The 16,614-nt window shown below is 59.8% G+C and carries 12 protein-coding genes and 1 CRISPR repeat array (1 of these 13 only partly in view); of the genes, 5 read left to right on the forward strand and 7 right to left on the reverse strand.

The features are described 5' to 3' along the window. Nucleotides 1-1,807: a CRISPR direct-repeat array (repeat unit 36 nt; unit sequence GTTTCCGCGATCAATTGATCGCGGCCCCATTGAAGC) (it extends 6,555 nt beyond the left edge of the window). 543 nt (nucleotides 1,808-2,350) lie between these two features. Then, a complete protein-coding gene (locus tag LAP85_05085; protein MBZ5495755.1) occupies nucleotides 2,351-5,479 on the forward strand; it encodes a glycosyl hydrolase in 3,129 nt (1,042 codons plus the stop codon). Here the strand turns inward: LAP85_05085 and LAP85_05090 are convergent. Beyond that, nucleotides 5,448-5,765 (reverse strand): hypothetical protein, encoded by a 318-nt coding sequence (locus tag LAP85_05090; GenBank protein ID MBZ5495756.1) that lies wholly within the window; start codon nucleotides 5,763-5,765, stop codon nucleotides 5,448-5,450. The two genes, LAP85_05085 and LAP85_05090, sit on opposite strands and share 32 nt — an antisense overlap. 204 nt (nucleotides 5,766-5,969) lie before the next feature. Between LAP85_05090 and LAP85_05095 the strand changes: the two genes are divergently transcribed. Continuing rightward, entirely contained in the window at nucleotides 5,970-6,455 is a 486-nt protein-coding gene (locus LAP85_05095) for a DinB family protein (GenBank protein ID MBZ5495757.1), read from the forward strand. A gap of 22 nt (nucleotides 6,456-6,477) precedes the next feature. Here LAP85_05095 and LAP85_05100 read toward each other — a convergent pair whose 3' ends face one another. From LAP85_05100 to LAP85_05125, 6 genes are all read right to left on the reverse strand, one after another. Then, nucleotides 6,478-7,839 (reverse strand): sigma-54 dependent transcriptional regulator, encoded by a 1,362-nt coding sequence (locus LAP85_05100; protein MBZ5495758.1) that lies wholly within the window; start codon nucleotides 7,837-7,839, stop codon nucleotides 6,478-6,480. A gap of 23 nt (nucleotides 7,840-7,862) precedes the next feature. Next, a complete protein-coding gene (locus tag LAP85_05105; GenBank protein ID MBZ5495759.1) occupies nucleotides 7,863-9,626 on the reverse strand; it encodes a HAMP domain-containing protein in 1,764 nt (587 codons plus the stop codon). Then, complete coding sequence (locus LAP85_05110) at nucleotides 9,623-11,038, reverse strand: hypothetical protein (GenBank protein ID MBZ5495760.1); 1,416 nt, start codon at nucleotides 11,036-11,038, stop codon at nucleotides 9,623-9,625. Before LAP85_05110 ends, LAP85_05105 begins: the two co-directional genes overlap by 4 nt. After that, nucleotides 11,001-12,182, reverse strand: a complete 1,182-nt coding sequence (locus LAP85_05115) for a hypothetical protein (GenBank protein ID MBZ5495761.1) — start codon at nucleotides 12,180-12,182, stop codon at nucleotides 11,001-11,003. Before LAP85_05115 ends, LAP85_05110 begins: the two co-directional genes overlap by 38 nt. Nucleotides 12,183-12,453: 271 nt before the next feature. Then, on the reverse strand, nucleotides 12,454-13,731 hold the full coding sequence (locus LAP85_05120) for a hypothetical protein (GenBank protein ID MBZ5495762.1): 1,278 nt from the start codon (nucleotides 13,729-13,731) through the stop codon (nucleotides 12,454-12,456). A gap of 214 nt (nucleotides 13,732-13,945) precedes the next feature. Then, nucleotides 13,946-14,488, reverse strand: coding sequence for a L,D-transpeptidase (locus tag LAP85_05125; protein MBZ5495763.1), 543 nt, complete (start codon nucleotides 14,486-14,488; stop codon nucleotides 13,946-13,948). Between the two features lie 339 nt (nucleotides 14,489-14,827). Here LAP85_05125 and LAP85_05130 point away from each other — a divergent pair, with 339 nt between their 5' ends. The 3 genes from LAP85_05130 to LAP85_05140 all read left to right on the forward strand — a co-directional run bounded on the left by LAP85_05130 (nucleotide 14,828) and on the right by LAP85_05140 (nucleotide 16,541). Continuing rightward, on the forward strand, nucleotides 14,828-15,064 hold the full coding sequence (locus LAP85_05130; protein MBZ5495764.1) for a ribbon-helix-helix domain-containing protein: 237 nt from the start codon (nucleotides 14,828-14,830) through the stop codon (nucleotides 15,062-15,064). A gap of 11 nt (nucleotides 15,065-15,075) precedes the next feature. After that, nucleotides 15,076-15,462, forward strand: coding sequence for a PIN domain-containing protein (locus LAP85_05135; protein ID MBZ5495765.1), 387 nt, complete (start codon nucleotides 15,076-15,078; stop codon nucleotides 15,460-15,462). 167 nt (nucleotides 15,463-15,629) lie between these two features. Continuing rightward, nucleotides 15,630-16,541, forward strand: a complete 912-nt coding sequence (locus LAP85_05140; protein MBZ5495766.1) for a site-specific DNA-methyltransferase — start codon at nucleotides 15,630-15,632, stop codon at nucleotides 16,539-16,541. The last annotated feature ends 73 nt before the right edge of the window (nucleotides 16,542-16,614 follow it).

The following is a 16,614-nucleotide window of genomic DNA, read 5'->3' on the forward strand; positions in this document are numbered from 1 at the left end:
GCGATCAATTGATCGCGGCCCCATTGAAGCTCGCGCGCAACGTCAATGTCGGGATCCGGACGGCCGAGTTTCCGCGATCAATTGATCGCGGCCCCATTGAAGCTCAGATCCGCATAGAGTTCCGCCTTGAAGAAGGCGAGTTTCCGCGATCAATTGATCGCGGCCCCATTGAAGCATTAGAGCGTTGGACCCCTCAATCAACGCCGATGCCGGTTTCCGCGATCAATTGATCGCGGCCCCATTGAAGCATCGCTCACGCGCACGACCCTTGCATCCTGTCCTAGTTTCCGCGATCAATTGATCGCGGCCCCATTGAAGCGGTGTACTTGAATGGGGCGTAATCCGAACCTTCCTCGTTTCCGCGATCAATTGATCGCGGCCCCATTGAAGCTTGAGATAAGTCGCGGCAAACTCAGGGAATCTCATTGTTTCCGCGATCAATTGATCGCGGCCCCATTGAAGCGTCGTCTCTGAAAGGGTTTCTCCGGCAGCTTTGATCGTGTTTCCGCGATCAATTGATCGCGGCCCCATTGAAGCAAACTCGGACAACTGCACTTTCCCGGGCTTAACTGGTTTCCGCGATCAATTGATCGCGGCCCCATTGAAGCCCCTTTTCGTTTAACTCTTTTCTGTGGAGTTTGCGGAGTTTCCGCGATCAATTGATCGCGGCCCCATTGAAGCGCCGTCTTCTTCGGCTTGCGCGTGCGCGTGCGGCGGGTTTCCGCGATCAATTGATCGCGGCCCCATTGAAGCCAAATAAGGAGTAAACGTCATGAAGATGCATTCCAGAGTTTCCGCGATCAATTGATCGCGGCCCCATTGAAGCGCCCAAGGTGGCGCCGCCCATGTCACCGGCGTCGACAGTTTCCGCGATCAATTGATCGCGGCCCCATTGAAGCCGCGTGCCGCCACACAAGATCGGGGATCTGGAGCGTGTTTCCGCGATCAATTGATCGCGGCCCCATTGAAGCAAGTAAGTCCGCCGTACCCGCACTTCGCGCCGGGACGTTTCCGCGATCAATTGATCGCGGCCCCATTGAAGCCTCGCTGATGTTCACGATTCCGTCACTTTCTGGGCAAGTTTCCGCGATCAATTGATCGCGGCCCCATTGAAGCCTGAACCGCGGTATTTCCCGCGCCGGCGCCCGGTGGTTTCCGCGATCAATTGATCGCGGCCCCATTGAAGCTCTTAGCCACTTCCTGCTCCTTCCTTTTTTAATTGCGCGTTTCCGCGATCAATTGATCGCGGCCCCATTGAAGCGTCTTGCGGTCACTGGCGGTATAGTCCTCAAATCGGATGTTTCCGCGATCAATTGATCGCGGCCCCATTGAAGCGTCTTGCGGTCACTGGCGGTATAGTCCTCAAATCGGATGTTTCCGCGATCAATTGATCGCGGCCCCATTGAAGCTGCGTAGAATGAAATCGCTTGGTTCTATTACACTTGTTTCCGCGATCAATTGATCGCGGCCCCATTGAAGCACCTTAGTCGTGGCGTAGTCCTCACCGTAACGCTCCAGTTTCCGCGATCAATTGATCGCGGCCCCATTGAAGCACCTCATGCTCCGCTTCGGCCGCCAGGATCGGATGCTCGTTTCCGCGATCATGCGATCCGTCAACTCCCGCGTTTCCGCGATCAATTGATCGCGGCCTCATTGAAGCGACCCGCAGCGAGATTGAGTACGCGACGGCGCATGGCAAGTTTCCGCGATCAATTGATCGCGGCCCCATTGAAGCCCGGCCATTTCCGAGGAGAGCAAGCCCCATATCCTGGTTTCCGCGATCAATTGATCGCGGCCCCATTGAAGCATCTGCACGTTCACCTGGCCTGCGCGCTTCTCTGGCAGGACTTTCTGACTGAGCCCGTAACGCTGGCAACATTTGATCGGGGTGTGTGGGCCGCGGCGGGTCGGGCAGGCCTTCGTGTCTGGCCTCCCTCCGTTGAGTAGCAACTGCGCGGAAACCGACCCACATTGCCTGCCTCGTGGCGCCAGATCAATCTTGAGCAGTTTCAGGACATTCCATTTCCCGGGACATGCTAAAAACGCTGCGCACCATGCCTTGAGTCCGCGATCGCCTTGGCAAAGATGCGCATTTTGACCTAAAGTGTGGTTATCAAAATGGCTTGCTCGCGGTTTCCGCATATCGATGTCAACCGATGGGAGCGCTGTCGCGTACCATGCGCCGAGGGATTGATTTTTCAATCAGAATCCGGAAGATTCATGTTCGCTCACTCGATCGCTCAGCAGGCCGGTGGCCGCTCCTTAGGGCAGATGAGCATCGAGAAGATCGAGATCGACACGCCCATGGACGACAGCATTTTCAAGATGCCAGTGAAAAAGTGAGGTCTTCATGCACTTCCGACATGCGTTCCCCGGGAGCCTGGTCCTGCTGGCTCTCGCCGCGCTGAGCCTGCCCGCCCAGGTCAAGATCGACTCCAGCACCTTTGGGGCTCTGGAAGCCCGCGCCCTCGGCCCCGCCGCAATGAGCGGCCGCATCGCCGCCATCGACGGCAACCCGCGCGACGGCCGGGTCGTCTACGTCGGCGCAGCCGGAGGCGGCGTCTGGAAATCCGCCAACGGCGGTATCACTTTCAAACCCGTCTTCGACAGGTACAACCAATCCATCGGCGCTATCGCGGTCGACCCATCCAACCCCGAGACCGTCTGGGTCGGCACCGGCGAATCCTGGGTGCGCAACAGCGTCTCGATCGGCTCGGGCATCTACAGGACCACTGACGGCGGTGAAAGCTGGCAGTTCATGGGTTTGCCCGATTCCGAACGTATCGCGCGCATTGTCGTCGACCCCAAAGATTCCAAGACCGTCTATGTCGCCGCCCTCGGCCATCTCTGGGACGCGAACGAAGAGCGCGGCCTCTTTAAGACCACCGACAGCGGCAAAACCTGGAAACGCATTCTTTACGTAGATTCCGACACCGGATGCTCCGACATCGCCATCGATCCGCAGGAAACCCAGGTCCTGTACGCCGGCATGTGGCAGTTCCGCCGCCGGCCCTGGTTCTTCAAGTCCGGCGGCCCCGGCAGCGGTCTTTATCGCAGCAGCGATGCCGGCAAGACCTGGGATCGCATCAAGGACGGCATGCCTGAAGGGGAACTCGGCCGCATCGCCGTGGCCGTCTCTCCGGCGCGCCCCTCCACAGTCTGGGCTCTGATGGAAGCCAAGAAGACCGCCCTGCTCCGAAGCGATGATATGGGCCGCACCTGGATCACCGTCAGCACCGCCGCCGCCGTCACCGCCCGTCCTTTTTACTTCAGCTTGATTGTCCCCGATCCGAAGGATTATAAGCGCCTCTACAAGCCCGGCCTCATGCTGAGCTTCTCCGACGACGGCGGCAAGAGCTTCGTTGTGCGCGGCGTAGGTCTCGGCTCCGTTTCTTACCACCCGGACCTGCACGCCCTGTGGATTGATCCCGCCAACCCGGCTACCCTCTACCTTGGCACCGACGGGGGCGTCTATAAGTCTTCAGATGCCGGCGCCAGCTGGAATTTCCTCAGGAACCTCCCGGTCTCACAGTTCTACCACGTCTCCTATGACATGGAGATTCCTTACAACGTCTACGGCGGCCTCCAGGATAACGGCAGCTGGATGGGTCCTAGCGAGGCGCCCGGCGGTGTGCAGAACAAGGATTGGCGTTCCGTAGGCATCGGCGACGGCTTCTACGTCTTCCCCCATCCCACCGACAAGAACGTTCTCTACTCCCAATACCAGGGCGGCCGCATCCTGCGCTTCCATAAGAAAACCGGCGAGATCAAGTCGATCATGCCCCAGCCGGCTGCGGGCGATCCGAAGTTCAGATTCAACTGGAACGCCGCCGCCGCGCTGAGTCCTGCCAATCCCGACACGCTCTACCTGGGCGGCCAGTTCCTTTTCCGCTCCCGAAACCGGGGCGAAAGCTGGGAAAAGATCTCGCCCGATCTCACCACCAACAACCCTGAAAAACAGAAGCAGCAGGAGTCCGGCGGCCTGACCGCCGACAATTCCTCCGCCGAGAACCACTGCACCATTTACGCCATTGCCGAGTCGCCCAGGGATCCGAACATTATCTGGGCCGGCACAGACGACGGCAACCTCCAGCTCACCCGCGACGGCGGAAAGACCTGGAAAAATCTCGTGGTCAACGTGCCGGGTGTTCCCCAATGCACCCAGGTCTCGAGCATCGAAGCCAGCCGGCACGCACCGGGCACGGCCTACGTCTCTTTCGACGGCCATATGCTCGGCGACAGCAAGACATACGTCTTCAGGACGGCCGACTTCGGAGCGACCTGGACTCCGATCATGACCGGGGACATCAAAGGCTACGCCCACGTTGTCCGGGAAGACACGGTCAAGCCCGATGTGCTGTTTGTCGGGACCGAGTTCGGGCTTTTCCTCACCGTCGACGGCGGAAAACAGTGGGCGCAATTCACCGGCGGCCTGCCCAATGTGGCCGTGCGCGACCTTGCAATTCACCGGCGCGATGATGCCCTCATCATCGCCACTCATGGCCGCGGCATCTATGTGGTCGATGACATTACCCCTATCCGCCAGATCACGCAGGAGGTGCTTGAGTCGAAGATCACGATTCTCAACAACAAGCCGTCGCCCGTGCGCCTCGTCTCGCGCGTGCAGGCTTTCGGCGGCAACGACGAGTTTGTCGGCCAGAATCCGCAGGAAGTCGCCTGGATTACCTACTACCTCAAAGAACGCCACGTGATCGGCGAGTTCAATATCGAGATTTATGACAGCCAGGGCAACATGGTAACAAAGCTCGCGGCTGGCACGCGCCGCGGTATCAACCGCGTTGCCTGGCCCATGCGCCTGAAGCCGCCGCGTGTGGCCACGGCGGCCACCCTCGAAGGCAATTCGATGCTCGGCCCCTCCGCGCCGGAAGGGAATTACACCGCCAGACTCATCATGGACGGCGAAACCTTCACCGCGCCCATCAGGCTCGTGGCCGATCCCGCTTCGCCTCATTCGGAGGAAGACCGCAAGCTGCAGCAACAGACCGTGCTGCGCCTCTACCGGCTCATCGAGCGCATCGCTTTCGTGTCGGCCTCGATCGCCGAGGCACGGGATCAGGCTCGCGACCGCGCCAAACAGGTCCGGGCCGTCACCGGCACCAAGACCATTGACGAAGGGCTGGCCAAAGGCCTCGATGCCTTCGCCGACGAACTCGACAAGCAGATTGCCGCCATCGCCGCGCAAAAACAGGAAGGCACGCCGGGCGCCGCATTCCCCGAAGCCAGGCTGCGGGAGATGGCCGGCGAGCTGTATGGCGACGTTTCCGGCTACGGGGGGCGGCCCAGCCAGTCCCAGCTCGAACGCGCCGGCGTCCTTGAACAGGAAGCCGAGAAGGTGAACTCCGGTCTGGAGCGCCTGCTCGCCCGGGACCTTGAACCGCTCAATGCGAAGCTCAAAGCCTCAAATCTTGCCCCCATCGCCCGCCTTACTAAAGAGGAGTTCGACAAGCGCCAGAGGTGAGAGGCCGGCAGGATCGCGGCCGCAAAGCGACGAAACCACCAAACACGAAACCCTCTTGTGTGTTTTGGTTCCAGAGCGTTGAGTAGAATTCGCGCGCGGTCATGTTCTCAAAACCGATCAGGTACACCCTCAGGCATGCCAATGCGTGCAGCACCTCCGTCGCTTTTTCCGCACTCTGCTGCTCATCCAGTTTCTCAGGCAGCGGCAGATCCAGTCCGCGTTCCTGCAGTCCCTCGAACAGGCTGGTTCCCGACCCGACTGACTCAAAAGCAAGGATGTCTTCCAAGTTGGACTCCCGGATCTGGGCAGGGCAATTCCTCGATGTCCAGAGGTTTGTCGCGCCGCAGGCGCCAGCGCTTATCCGGGCCCGAGCGGCAGACCCGCATCCCAAGGCGCACGTTTGACTTCCGCTTTTCCTTCACCTATGATCTCCCCATTGGACTGCTACCGAATAGACGTTCAGAGTTCCAGTTGAGCGAGAGGAGGCGTGATGACCAATCTCGAGTTTTGCATTGCCCGTCGCAAAGCCGAGCAGCCCGCGTTCATCCGTGTGATCAAGGCAATCCCTCAGGGGCGACTCGAATACAGACCCGATCCGAAGTCGCGCACGGCTGCTGAACTGGCCTGGCTGCTGGCGACTGAGGAAGCGGCCCTGATCAGTCTTCTTGATGCCGGTGTCGTCGAATGGAAGGAGTCGGCCCCGCCAGCGCGTATCGATAGGATCCTGGCGAATTTCGAGCGCGACTCCGCCGAGGTCAACGAACGGCTGGGGCGTCTCGATGAGACGGCGTGGGAGAAGAAGGTCCGCTTGCTGATGGGCGGCGGCGGCGCCTGGGAGGACACACTCTCCCAGATGGTGTGGGGATTTCTGTTCGACGCCATCCACCATCGCGGGCAACTCAGCACGTATCTGCGCCCGATGGGAGGGAAGGTGCCTTCGATCTACGGTCCGTCCGCAGACGATCCCGGGCAGTAGGGGTGCAGGTGGGTAGTTCAGGCTAGTGGCGGCGGGCGGCTTTGAGGTCGATGCCCAGGTGCTGACATTTCTTGTACAAGTGGCTGCGCTCGAGGCCCAGCGCACGAGCCGTTTCAGCCATCCGGTAACCATGATGCTGCAAGGTGGACAGCAGGACCTCCCGCTCGAGCGCTTCCATACGCTCACTCAACGTGCCGATTCCGGCGCGGCCGGCCACCGAACCGCCGGCGGGGTGCGGCAGCGCCAGGGCGACGGACTCAGCATCCACTTGAGCTCCGGCCAGAAGCAGCAGCCTCTCCACGACGTTACGCAGCTCGCGCACATTTCCCGGCCATGAGTACCGTCCGAGAACCTCGATGGCTTCCGGGGTAAAGGTCTTCGGCCTCCAGCCGTTCTGATTCGCGATCAGTCGGGCGAAGTAGTCGGCGAGCACGGGTATATCTTCGAGCCGCTCGCGCAACGGCGGGATCATGAGGGGAAAGACAAAGATCCGATGATAGAGGTCCTGGCGAAAGCTCCCCTGGCGCACGAGCTCTTCCAGATTCCGGTGCGTAGCCACAATGACACGGGCATCCACTGCGATGGGCCGCTCGCCGCCGAGACGCTCCATCTCTCCTTCCTCCAGCACCCGCAGGAGCTTTGCCTGCATGACAGAGGGCATGTCGCCGATCTCGTCGAGGAAGAGCGTCCCCTTGTGGGCCTGCTCAAACTTCCCGTTGTGCCTGGCAGAAGCGCCCGTGAATGCTCCCTTCTCATGGCCGAAAAGCTCGGACTCGATCAACTCCCCGGGCACGGCTGCGCAATTCAGGGAGACGAACGGGCCATCCTTGCGCGTGCTCTTATCGTGAAGGGTGCGCGCAATCAGTTCCTTCCCGGTGCCGGTCTCGCCCAGGATGCAGGCGCGCGTCTCACTCGCCGCGACGCGCTCGACCTGCTGCATCAGGCGGTGCATGACCTCGCTGCGCCAGACCATTTCGTGTTTTCCGACGCGGAGCCGCAGCTGGCGGTTTTCCTCCTCCAGCGACGCCAGCCGCAGCGCATTTCCGACTGTCAGCAGCAGCTTATCGGTAGAGAGCGGTTTTTCCAGGAAATCAACGGCGCCCAGGCGTGTGGCGCGCACAGCCATTTCAACATTCGCCTGGCCGGAGATCATGATGACCGGAGTGGAGATGCCGCTCGAGCGCAGTTCCTCCAGCATTCGGATGCCGTCCATCCCGGGCATGACCACGTCGGAGAGAATCACATCGAACCGGTGGTCGAGGATCAGCTGGATGGCACGCGCCGCATTGTCGCACACCGTCGCTTCGTATCCGGCAAGACGGAAGGCGCGCGCCAGAGATGCCAGCGTGTTGGGATCATCATCCACCAGCAGCAGATGACTCATAGGTGCTCTACCTCGCGGTAAGGTTATCCGGGCAGCTCGATATGAAAAGTCGTGCCTTGCCCGGGGCTGCTCTCCACCCCGATCTTGCCCGTATGATCGCTGACGACAGACTGCACAATCGCCAGACCAAGCCCGGTGCCATGCTGCTTGGTCGTGTAGTAAGGAGTAAACAGCCTTTCACACTCCTCCCGGGTCAATCCTGCGCCCGTGTCTGAGACCTCGATGTGCACCCCGTCCTGCCGCCAGCTGCGCACAGTCAGCCGGCCGCCTTCGGGCATGGCGTCGACGGCGTTAAGAAAGAGATTCTGAAACGCGCGGTTTAACAGCTCCGGATCAGCCTGAACCACTCCTACGTCCGGATTGAGTTGGAGCTCCGTGGCAATCGGCGGCCGCCCGGGCATATGGAGCTGAGCCTCAACCAGCTTGAGACCATGGCTCAGGATTTCGTTTAATTGCACGGGCTCGATTTGCGGCTGCGGCATCTTGGCAAAGCCGCTGAAGCGGCCGATGATCGCCTTCAGGTTCTCCAATTCCGCGAGCAGTGTGGCAGTGCTCTCCTCGAACACCTCGTCGTATTGCTCGGGCGCCTGCTTCCTGGCGCGCCGCAGGTTTTCGACCGTGATCTGCAGGGGGAAGAGTGGATTCTTTAATTCATGCGCCAGCCGCCGCGCGAGCTCGCGCCAGGCCGCGACTCGTTCGGCCTGGAGCAGACGGTCACGCTGATCGATCAGCTGTCGTGTCATGGAGTTGAATGCGCCTTCCAGTTGGCCGACCTCGCCCGTGGAGACGACATCGACCCTGGTGTTCCAGTTTCCTCCGGCAACGGCGCGCGCACCTTCCGCCAGACGCTCGATCGGCCGCGTAAAACGCGCGGCGACCGGATAACTCAGTATCACACCGATGAGAATGCCCAGCCCACCGAGCAAGGCTCCGGCCCACCGAATCCTTGCGGTCAGCCTTGCCAGTTCACGTTTGGAGCTGCCCACCATCAGCACACCCAGAAGCTTGTTTTCCCGGCCCATGAGGGGAATGCCGTGGAGAGCTTCCGGGCCATCGGCCCAATCAATCGTCTGGGAGGCTTCCCGGCCGGCCAGAATCACCTGCGTGACCAGCGGCTTCAATTCCGCTCCCGGAACCGGCTTCCCCGTGGCGTCGATGACATTCTGCGGCGAGAAGCTGTCACCGAAATTCTGATAGAGCAACACGCGCATTCCTTCCGGCAGTACCAGGGATGCCAGGAATTTCTGATCGAGCCGCATGCCTCCAGTGATGTACAGATACTGGTTTCCCGCCGGCACGGTGCGGATCGCGACCAGCGCCAGTGCCATCCCTGTGGCCAGTTCCTCGCTCCTCAGAAACGGACCCTCCTTCTGCCAATCCACCTCTTGCAGAATCCAGCTTTCCTTGTAGCCGAACCGTGCGGGCCATTGGGCAGAGGAAACGATGGTTCCGTCATGAGCGATCAGCTCGAGGAAGTCGAGCCCGTGGGCTTCTGCGAATGCAGAGGCTTCGTTCACCCAGGGGGCGTAATCGGCATTGGGCCGGCTCAGTTCGATCGCAATCCGCAGCAAGGACTCTGACCCGGCGATGCCTTCCACACGCCGCACGATCTCCTCGCCGCGGCGGTTGAACTCGGTTCGCAACTGGGCCAGGAGTGCCGAAGTGCGCTGGGTGTCGAGCTCCTCGAATGAGCGCCGGGTTGAGGCCACTACGATCCAGGTAACCAGCGCAACGGTCAGGGCCACGGTGATGGCTACCAGGATGAGCAACCTCGTGCGCAGCTTCATGGTTTCTCCGGGAACAGCCACACGTCTTCGAATCGCCATTCTCCGGTGCGGAGCACGGCCGGCGTGTTCCACGATCGAACGCGTTGGCTCACGGCGTAGGTCTCCGGCAAATGCAGAAGCGGTATCACGACATAGTCCTCCAGCACGGACCGTTCCGAAGCATAGACGGCCTGGAGCGATGCCGGCGCCGGTTCAAGCCGGTAGTCGTTCAGCCCGAGTGCGGCGATCAGTTCCGAAAGAGCCGTTGCCGCCGTGGCCGGCCTGATCTTTGCGCGTTCGAGGCGGAGATCCGCAGTCCCCGGTTTTGTCGCGCCGCCTTTTCCCGCCAACTGGATCACAATGCCGGCCGTACGAGCATCGACGGCAATCCTCTCGGCGATGACTTTGGCCAGCGGGTCCGTGGCATCGAAAGACAGCTCGAGCGCGGCTGCCCCGGCGGCTATGGAGGAGGCCGGATGCGGCGCCTGGCCGGGCGCGCGCCCCCCCGAGAACAGGAAGGCATATCCGCTCAACCAGGCCGGCAGGAGGCTTTCAGCCGGTTCCCCTCGTCTCTGCAGCAATACCGTGTGTATGGCGGATCGATCAATGGAGAGTGCGAGCGCTTTGCGCGTCTTGATATCAATGGAGTTCGCGCGGCCGCGATCAAACACCAGCGCCACGAGTTCAACCGGCGCCGAAGACCAGACCATCGCAGGCCGCGATGATGTTCGCCGTGTCTCCTGCGGCGGAAGTTCTACGAAATCGGCCTTGTCGAGTTCCAGATCGAGAAGCTGGTCGCGGGGGCTGCGTCCCATTTCCAGATTGACGCTGTCCAGAAAAGGACGTCCCCCCCAGTATTCTTCATTGGCCGTAAAGCGCGCACGACGGCCCGCCTCCCACTCTGCAATCCGGAAGGGACCGGTGCCAACCGGGGCGCCGCCGGCGCCGCGGAGCACGATGGCAAGGGAAGGGTCGGCAAGATCCCAGGGAAGCTGGGGCATCGGGTGTTCCGACTCGATGACAACGGCATCTCTTGCTTCAGTCACCTGCCAGCCCCGGTTCGCAACGCCGAGAGCAGCAACCGCCAGGCCGGGCGTCAGCGCGGTTCCGTCCTGGAACCTCACACCCGTGCGTAGCCGGAATTCCCAGCGCTGCAAGCGGCTGTCCGGCTGCCAGGAGCTTGCGAGCAGCGGTTCCGGGCGGCCTTCTTCGTCGAAACGCACCAGGGTTTCAAAAACCAGCGGCAGCAGCTTTGCCCTGGCGGCCCGGCTTTCGGATTCCACTGTGGCTGCGGCTGGATCCAGGTCGCGTATTGCCGCGCGCATCTCCACCCTCAGCGCCCCGCCATAGTGTGGGCGCGTGGCGGCCAGGATTGTGCTCGCGGCCGCCAATAAGCTAGCGGTCGCAAGAAACAGAGACTTGGAAGGCTTCATACCGCTTTGCCTGCGAATTGTGGCAGACCAGCACGGCCGCGGCGCCGCCGGCAGCAGGCCACAGTGCGGTCACAGTACCGGGCAGCTGCGCCGGCATGCCGGCAGGTGCCGCCCGCCGATCGGCCAGTTTGAAAACCTGAATGGAATCCGGCTGGTCGTTTTCACCGGGAAGAACGGCCAGCACAAGCGTGCTCTCGCCGCAGCCTGGCCGAAACACTGCCAGATCGCTCCCCCAGCCATCAAAGATCGCCAGCACCTCGCGTGCCTGACTGTAAAGATAGGCTTTCCCATCCAAAGCCGTAATCAATGAGCGCGGATCTGGCTGGGAACCATCGCGCACTGCCGAGAAGAATGGGGGCAGGCCCGCGGATCTGAAATAATTTCTCCCTTCCGCGAGTTTGGAGTCCGGCAGATCCAATGGCCATGCCGCGTCAGTGTCCGTGCAGTCCACGCTGGACCGGTCCGTAGATCCCCTGCAAACGACTCCCGGGAGATACGCCAGCATCGTGGATCCTTCGACGATCAACCTCCCCCTTGGATCCCGCGGCCAGGGGCGGGGATGCACCAATGGCGCAGACCGGCGGATTTGCCAACCCTCACCCCAGTGGTAAGTGGAAATGCTGTAGGGATCAAGAACGATCAGCTCGCTATCCCGGCGGATCAAGTCGAGGATAGGCTGCTTCTGCTCGAAGACAGGACGAACCTGCAGTACCGGTGAGAGCGAATCCTTTTCCGCGGCGGGCGATGGCAGTGCCGAGGAAACCATCGCGACATTGCGGCCCTCACCTTTGCTGATTTCTGCGATCCATACGGAACCCTGGAAGTTTTCCGACATAGTCACAACCACCTCGGCCGTTCCTTCCGATGCCGGCCCAAGCCGGATGCCGAGACTCTTGAGCGCGTTTTCCAGTTCTCGTTGAAATGCCGCCGCCGCTTCCGATCCGCCCCGCCCTTTGTTCTGCACCACGACATGGATGCTCTCCGCTGAGCCGGTGAATTCAAGAATCTTGGCGGCCAGTTCGCGCGCCGGACCCTGGGATGGCTCCTGCAGCATGGAGGTGCCTGTGCGCGCGAGAGCGAGGATGAGCCAGAACAGGAGTGGCATCGCCAAAAACCGGCAATGAAAAGGGGTCGAAATCTTCACAGCGCGGCATCATATCACACCTTCCGTCGGCCTCACACTTAGCGGCAGAGACCGGTACTGCAGATTGCGTCAGCGCTTCAAAAACCGTGAAACACACGAAAATCGCGAAGCCGGTTTCGTTTTTTTCGTGTGTTTCATGTTACTGACCATCAGGTCCTTGCCCGGTGGGCAAGAACATCGGATGTTCTGCGGTCTCAGCGAACTCTGCATTAAGAATTGTTGGGTGCGGGTGAGCCACGCCGTGTATTTCATGGTTCCGTTCGCGGACCGGCTACTTCTGAACCGGGACACCAAGGGGCATCGGATTTGTGCGCAGAACATCATTGGCAAAGAAGAACTTGCCGTCCATAGGTACCATCATGATCTGCACCTTGTCGGACAACCTCTCAGCAATGATCTTCTGAATCAGAAGGGGGTTGTCTTTGAGGACCTGGGCTTCAGACTTCATGCGTTCCGCGTCGGCGCTCGCCATGAGCCGCACCCGGTGCTCCTCGGCCTCGGCCAGCAGTCTCTGCCGCTCCAATTCCGCACGGCTGTCGATTACTTTGGCCTGGGCCGCGGCCTCGGCATTCATCACGGTGGCTTCCTTGCGCGCCTCGGCTTCCAGGCGCGTCTGCTGTATCTGCTTCTCTTTGAGCGGGAGAGTGTGCTGCATGGCATCCGCCTGGGCCTTGGCCTCGATTACAGTCGTCTGCGCGCGCGCCTCGGCGCGCTTTACTTCGCGGGCCTTGTCCGCCTCAGCTTCCAGCTCTGCTGTGTGCACTTGCTTCTGCTTGACCTCCAGCTCGATCCCCATTCTTTCGTTTTCCTGCTCCTTGAGAAGCAGCCCTTCGAGCCCCCTCGCATATTCCGGCGGCAGGATGATGTCGCGGAGCATGACCTCCTTCACCAGAATCCCGTCCGCCGCCAGCCTGCGCACGATCGCCTCGGTCGAGCTGCGTTGCACCTCGGCTCGCCTGGTCGAGAAAACCTCGCGCACCATGTAGTTGGGAACGACCTCGCGGAAGGTGCTGGCTACCACCGGCGGTATGAGTTCTGAATCCACCGGGTGCGGCAGGTTGTCATGGATGTAGTCAAGTCGCCTCGGGTCAAGGCGGTAGCGGACGGCTATCACCAGTCCCAGGCTCAGTCCTTCCCTGCTCTGAACTCGGAGGCTGCCGTCCTCTTTTTTCGGGTCCGGTGCGCTGGTGGTAAACAAGCGGTCGCGGACATTATAGGTCTCAACGTGCTGGATGAGTGGAAGCACCAGGTGCGTACCCGGATAGAGGGTCCCAGGCCTGGAGCCTGAGAACTGGCTGATCCTGATGCCTGCCATACCAGTCGGCACCACTACGATGCTCAGGCTCGCCGCCAGCATCAGGCAGGCAAGCCCTGCAAGCTGTCCGGCCATGCGCCAGTTCAGCAATCCGAACGGCAGCGTGATTTTCTCCGCTTCCGGCTTGGTGCGCATCTCTCTGTAGATCCTGTAAAGGTCATACAGCAGCACCGCAGCTGACGAAACAAACAAGCCGATTGCCAGTGTGAGTAGTGTGTACTTTAGCGAAAGCATGATCCTCTCCTTGAAAGGTGAACGTTGATTTTTCTGCGCCTTCCGCGCCTCTGCGGCGGAAGCCTACTTTGCTGATCTCTTCATCCAATGCAGCAGTCCGGCCAGAAGCAGCCACGAAACGAGCAACGCAAACAGAATGGAGATCAAGACCGCTGCGGAAACCTGGATGAACGCCGCCGATTGCACGAGTGTCATGACACGACTCCTTTCCAGATCAGCGAACTGTTGATTCACGAGCCGCCACGTTTTGAGATGGTCGCCCGGGAGGCGTGTTCCGGCCTGCTGCGAATAGGCGCTCCAGTTCGTCGTTCCGTTCTGCGTGCAGTTCCACGACATCGCCCGGCCTGACAATCTCGAATAGTTCCTCGACATCGTGGTTGCGAAGCCGAATGCAACCGTGCGATTCCGCCCGGCCGATCGACTTGGGACGATTGGTGCCATGGATGCCGAAGCCCTTGAGGCTGAGCCCGATCCACCGTGTGCCCAGAGGGTTTTCCGCACCCGGCGGGATGACCTTGCCGGGCGCGTAGTAGGTGGGAAGCACAATGCGGTTCGCGATCTGGAATGTGCCGGCAGGACTCGGACTCTTGGGGGCGCCGACAGCGGTGTTATAGATCTTAACAACGGCGCCATTTTCGAGTACCGCCAGCTTTCGATCCGTTAGACTGACGACAATGCGGCGTACCGGCGCCGTTGCAGGATTTCCTGCCGCCAAAGCCGGATTTTCCGCGGTTCTGACTTTCCCGGCGAGAAGCATCAGCGCAACCGCTACCCTTGTTGCCGTTCTTCCTGCTGCTTGCCTCATGACCGCCTCCTTGTTCAGCATGGTCATGTGCAAACAGCAGGCCAACCATTAATTAGTTGATAATAAAGATGTTAGAGAACAATAGGACATCGTCGGGCGTGTACCGTTTGACACAGCGTGTCGCGGAAGACACGAGGAACGGGGTTCAGAAGCCGGTTTCAGTAAGGAGACATGGCGTAGGTCTGCAGGATTCGCACCGAATCTTCATCATCTGGCGTTTGGTGCCGGTTAAGAGCAGCTTGACATCTATACATCGCGCTGTATAATTAAATCGGCAGTGGAGTTGCGAAAGTGCACAGAACACAGGTTTATTTGGACCAGGGCCAATACGAACTGCTGAAAGCGCGGGCCAGACGTGAGGGAAGGTCCCTGGCGGCGGTGATCCGGGACAGCATCGACGCCTACTTCGGTGGGTCGGCAACCCTGACGGCTCAGGACCCGTTCCGACGCGTCATCGGCATCGGATCGGGCGACGGCAGCGCAGTGGCCGAAAACTATGAAGACTTCCTGTATGGAGAAAAGAATTGAGGCTTGTCTTCGTGGACACGGGTGCGTTTTATGCGTTGGCGGACCGACGTGACCCGGCACACAGCCGTGCGGCGCATTTCCTCGAGGGATTCAACGCTGTCATGCTGACAACGGACTTTATATTTGCGGAAACAATGTCCTTGCTGACCAAGCGGCTTGGTAAAGAGGTCGCAGTTACCTTTGGACACGGATTGCGGACCAGCCCCTCAATCCGAATCGAAGAAGCCACACCAATCATGCGCGAGGAAGCCTGGAGCCTGTTCTCTCGCCATCGCGATAAAGATTACGACCTGATCGACTGCATTTCGTTTTCGATGATGGAGTCCTTTGGCATCCGCGAAGCATTTGGCTTTGATCGACACTTCGTTCAGTATGGATTCCGCGTGCTCCCCGATTAAGGTACGGAGAAAAACGGGGGCATCCGTTTGACGATCTGACAGCCTGATCTGCTGATAGCAACGGAAAACAACAAACAGCTGGGACATCCATGATTTTCAGGTTTTTGTCCCGCATTTCATCATTATTGTTGTGGTTTCCCATGCGTGGTGGGGCATAATCCCATTCTATGAGATTCAGATCGAATGACAGATTTGGCATCAGTGTAATCCGGGAAACGGCCGAGCGGCTGACCCTGATTCCGGAATTGATGACTGCAAGCGGTGTGCTTTTCAATTGTGACTGCATGCTCCTCTTCTCAGGAATTCGAAGCGAGAGCGTGGATCTCATCTTCGCGGATCCTCCCTTTAATCTGGGAAAGGACTATGGAACCTCCAGGTTTCACGATGCTCAACCGGATAAGCACTATTTGGAATGGTCAAAGACATGGCTCGCGGAGTGTGTAAGAGTATTGAAGCCCGGTGGTAGCCTGTTCGTCTACAACATTCCTAAATGGCTGATTCCGATCGGTGCCTATTTGAATGAGTTATTAGAATTTCGCCATTGGATTGCCATCACGATGAAGAACAACTATCCCAGGGGCAACCGCCTTTACCCGGCACATTATGGATTGTTGTACTACGTCAAAGGGAAGAGTTTCAAATTCAACCGGCTCCGTGTTCCGGTGCCCAGCTGTAGACATTGCGGAAAAGACCTAAGAGACTACGGCGGGCATCGCGACAAACTGAATCCGGCCGGCCTCAATCTCACTGACTTCTGGGATGACACTTCGCCTGTAAGGCATTCGAAGTTCAAGAAGCGCGCTTCCAATGAGCTCAAGCCCCTCATCCCTCGCCGCGCCATCCTGATTGCCAGTAGCGAGGGGGACATCGTATGCGATCCTTTTGGAGGAGGAGGCTCCACCTTCGAGGAAGCCGAGAAAAACGGCCGCCTTTGGGTGGGGTCTGAGATCGGCGACTGCACGCCGATTCGAGAGCGATTTTGTGAGCGCCTCCCTTTTGAAGGACTCCAGCCAAACTCCAGGCTGGTGGACATCTTTGTTGAACCCTCTCAAACGCTTGTTGCGCGAAGGATCTCTTAGTCACCGCATGTACCGGCTACGAAGCGTTGCCGTGAATCAGGCCGAATCAGGAACGTCCCGCGATTATGCCAAG

It is taken from the genome of Terriglobia bacterium (assembly GCA_020072565.1).
GTDB lineage: Bacteria > Acidobacteriota > UBA6911 > UBA6911 > UBA6911 > JAFNAG01.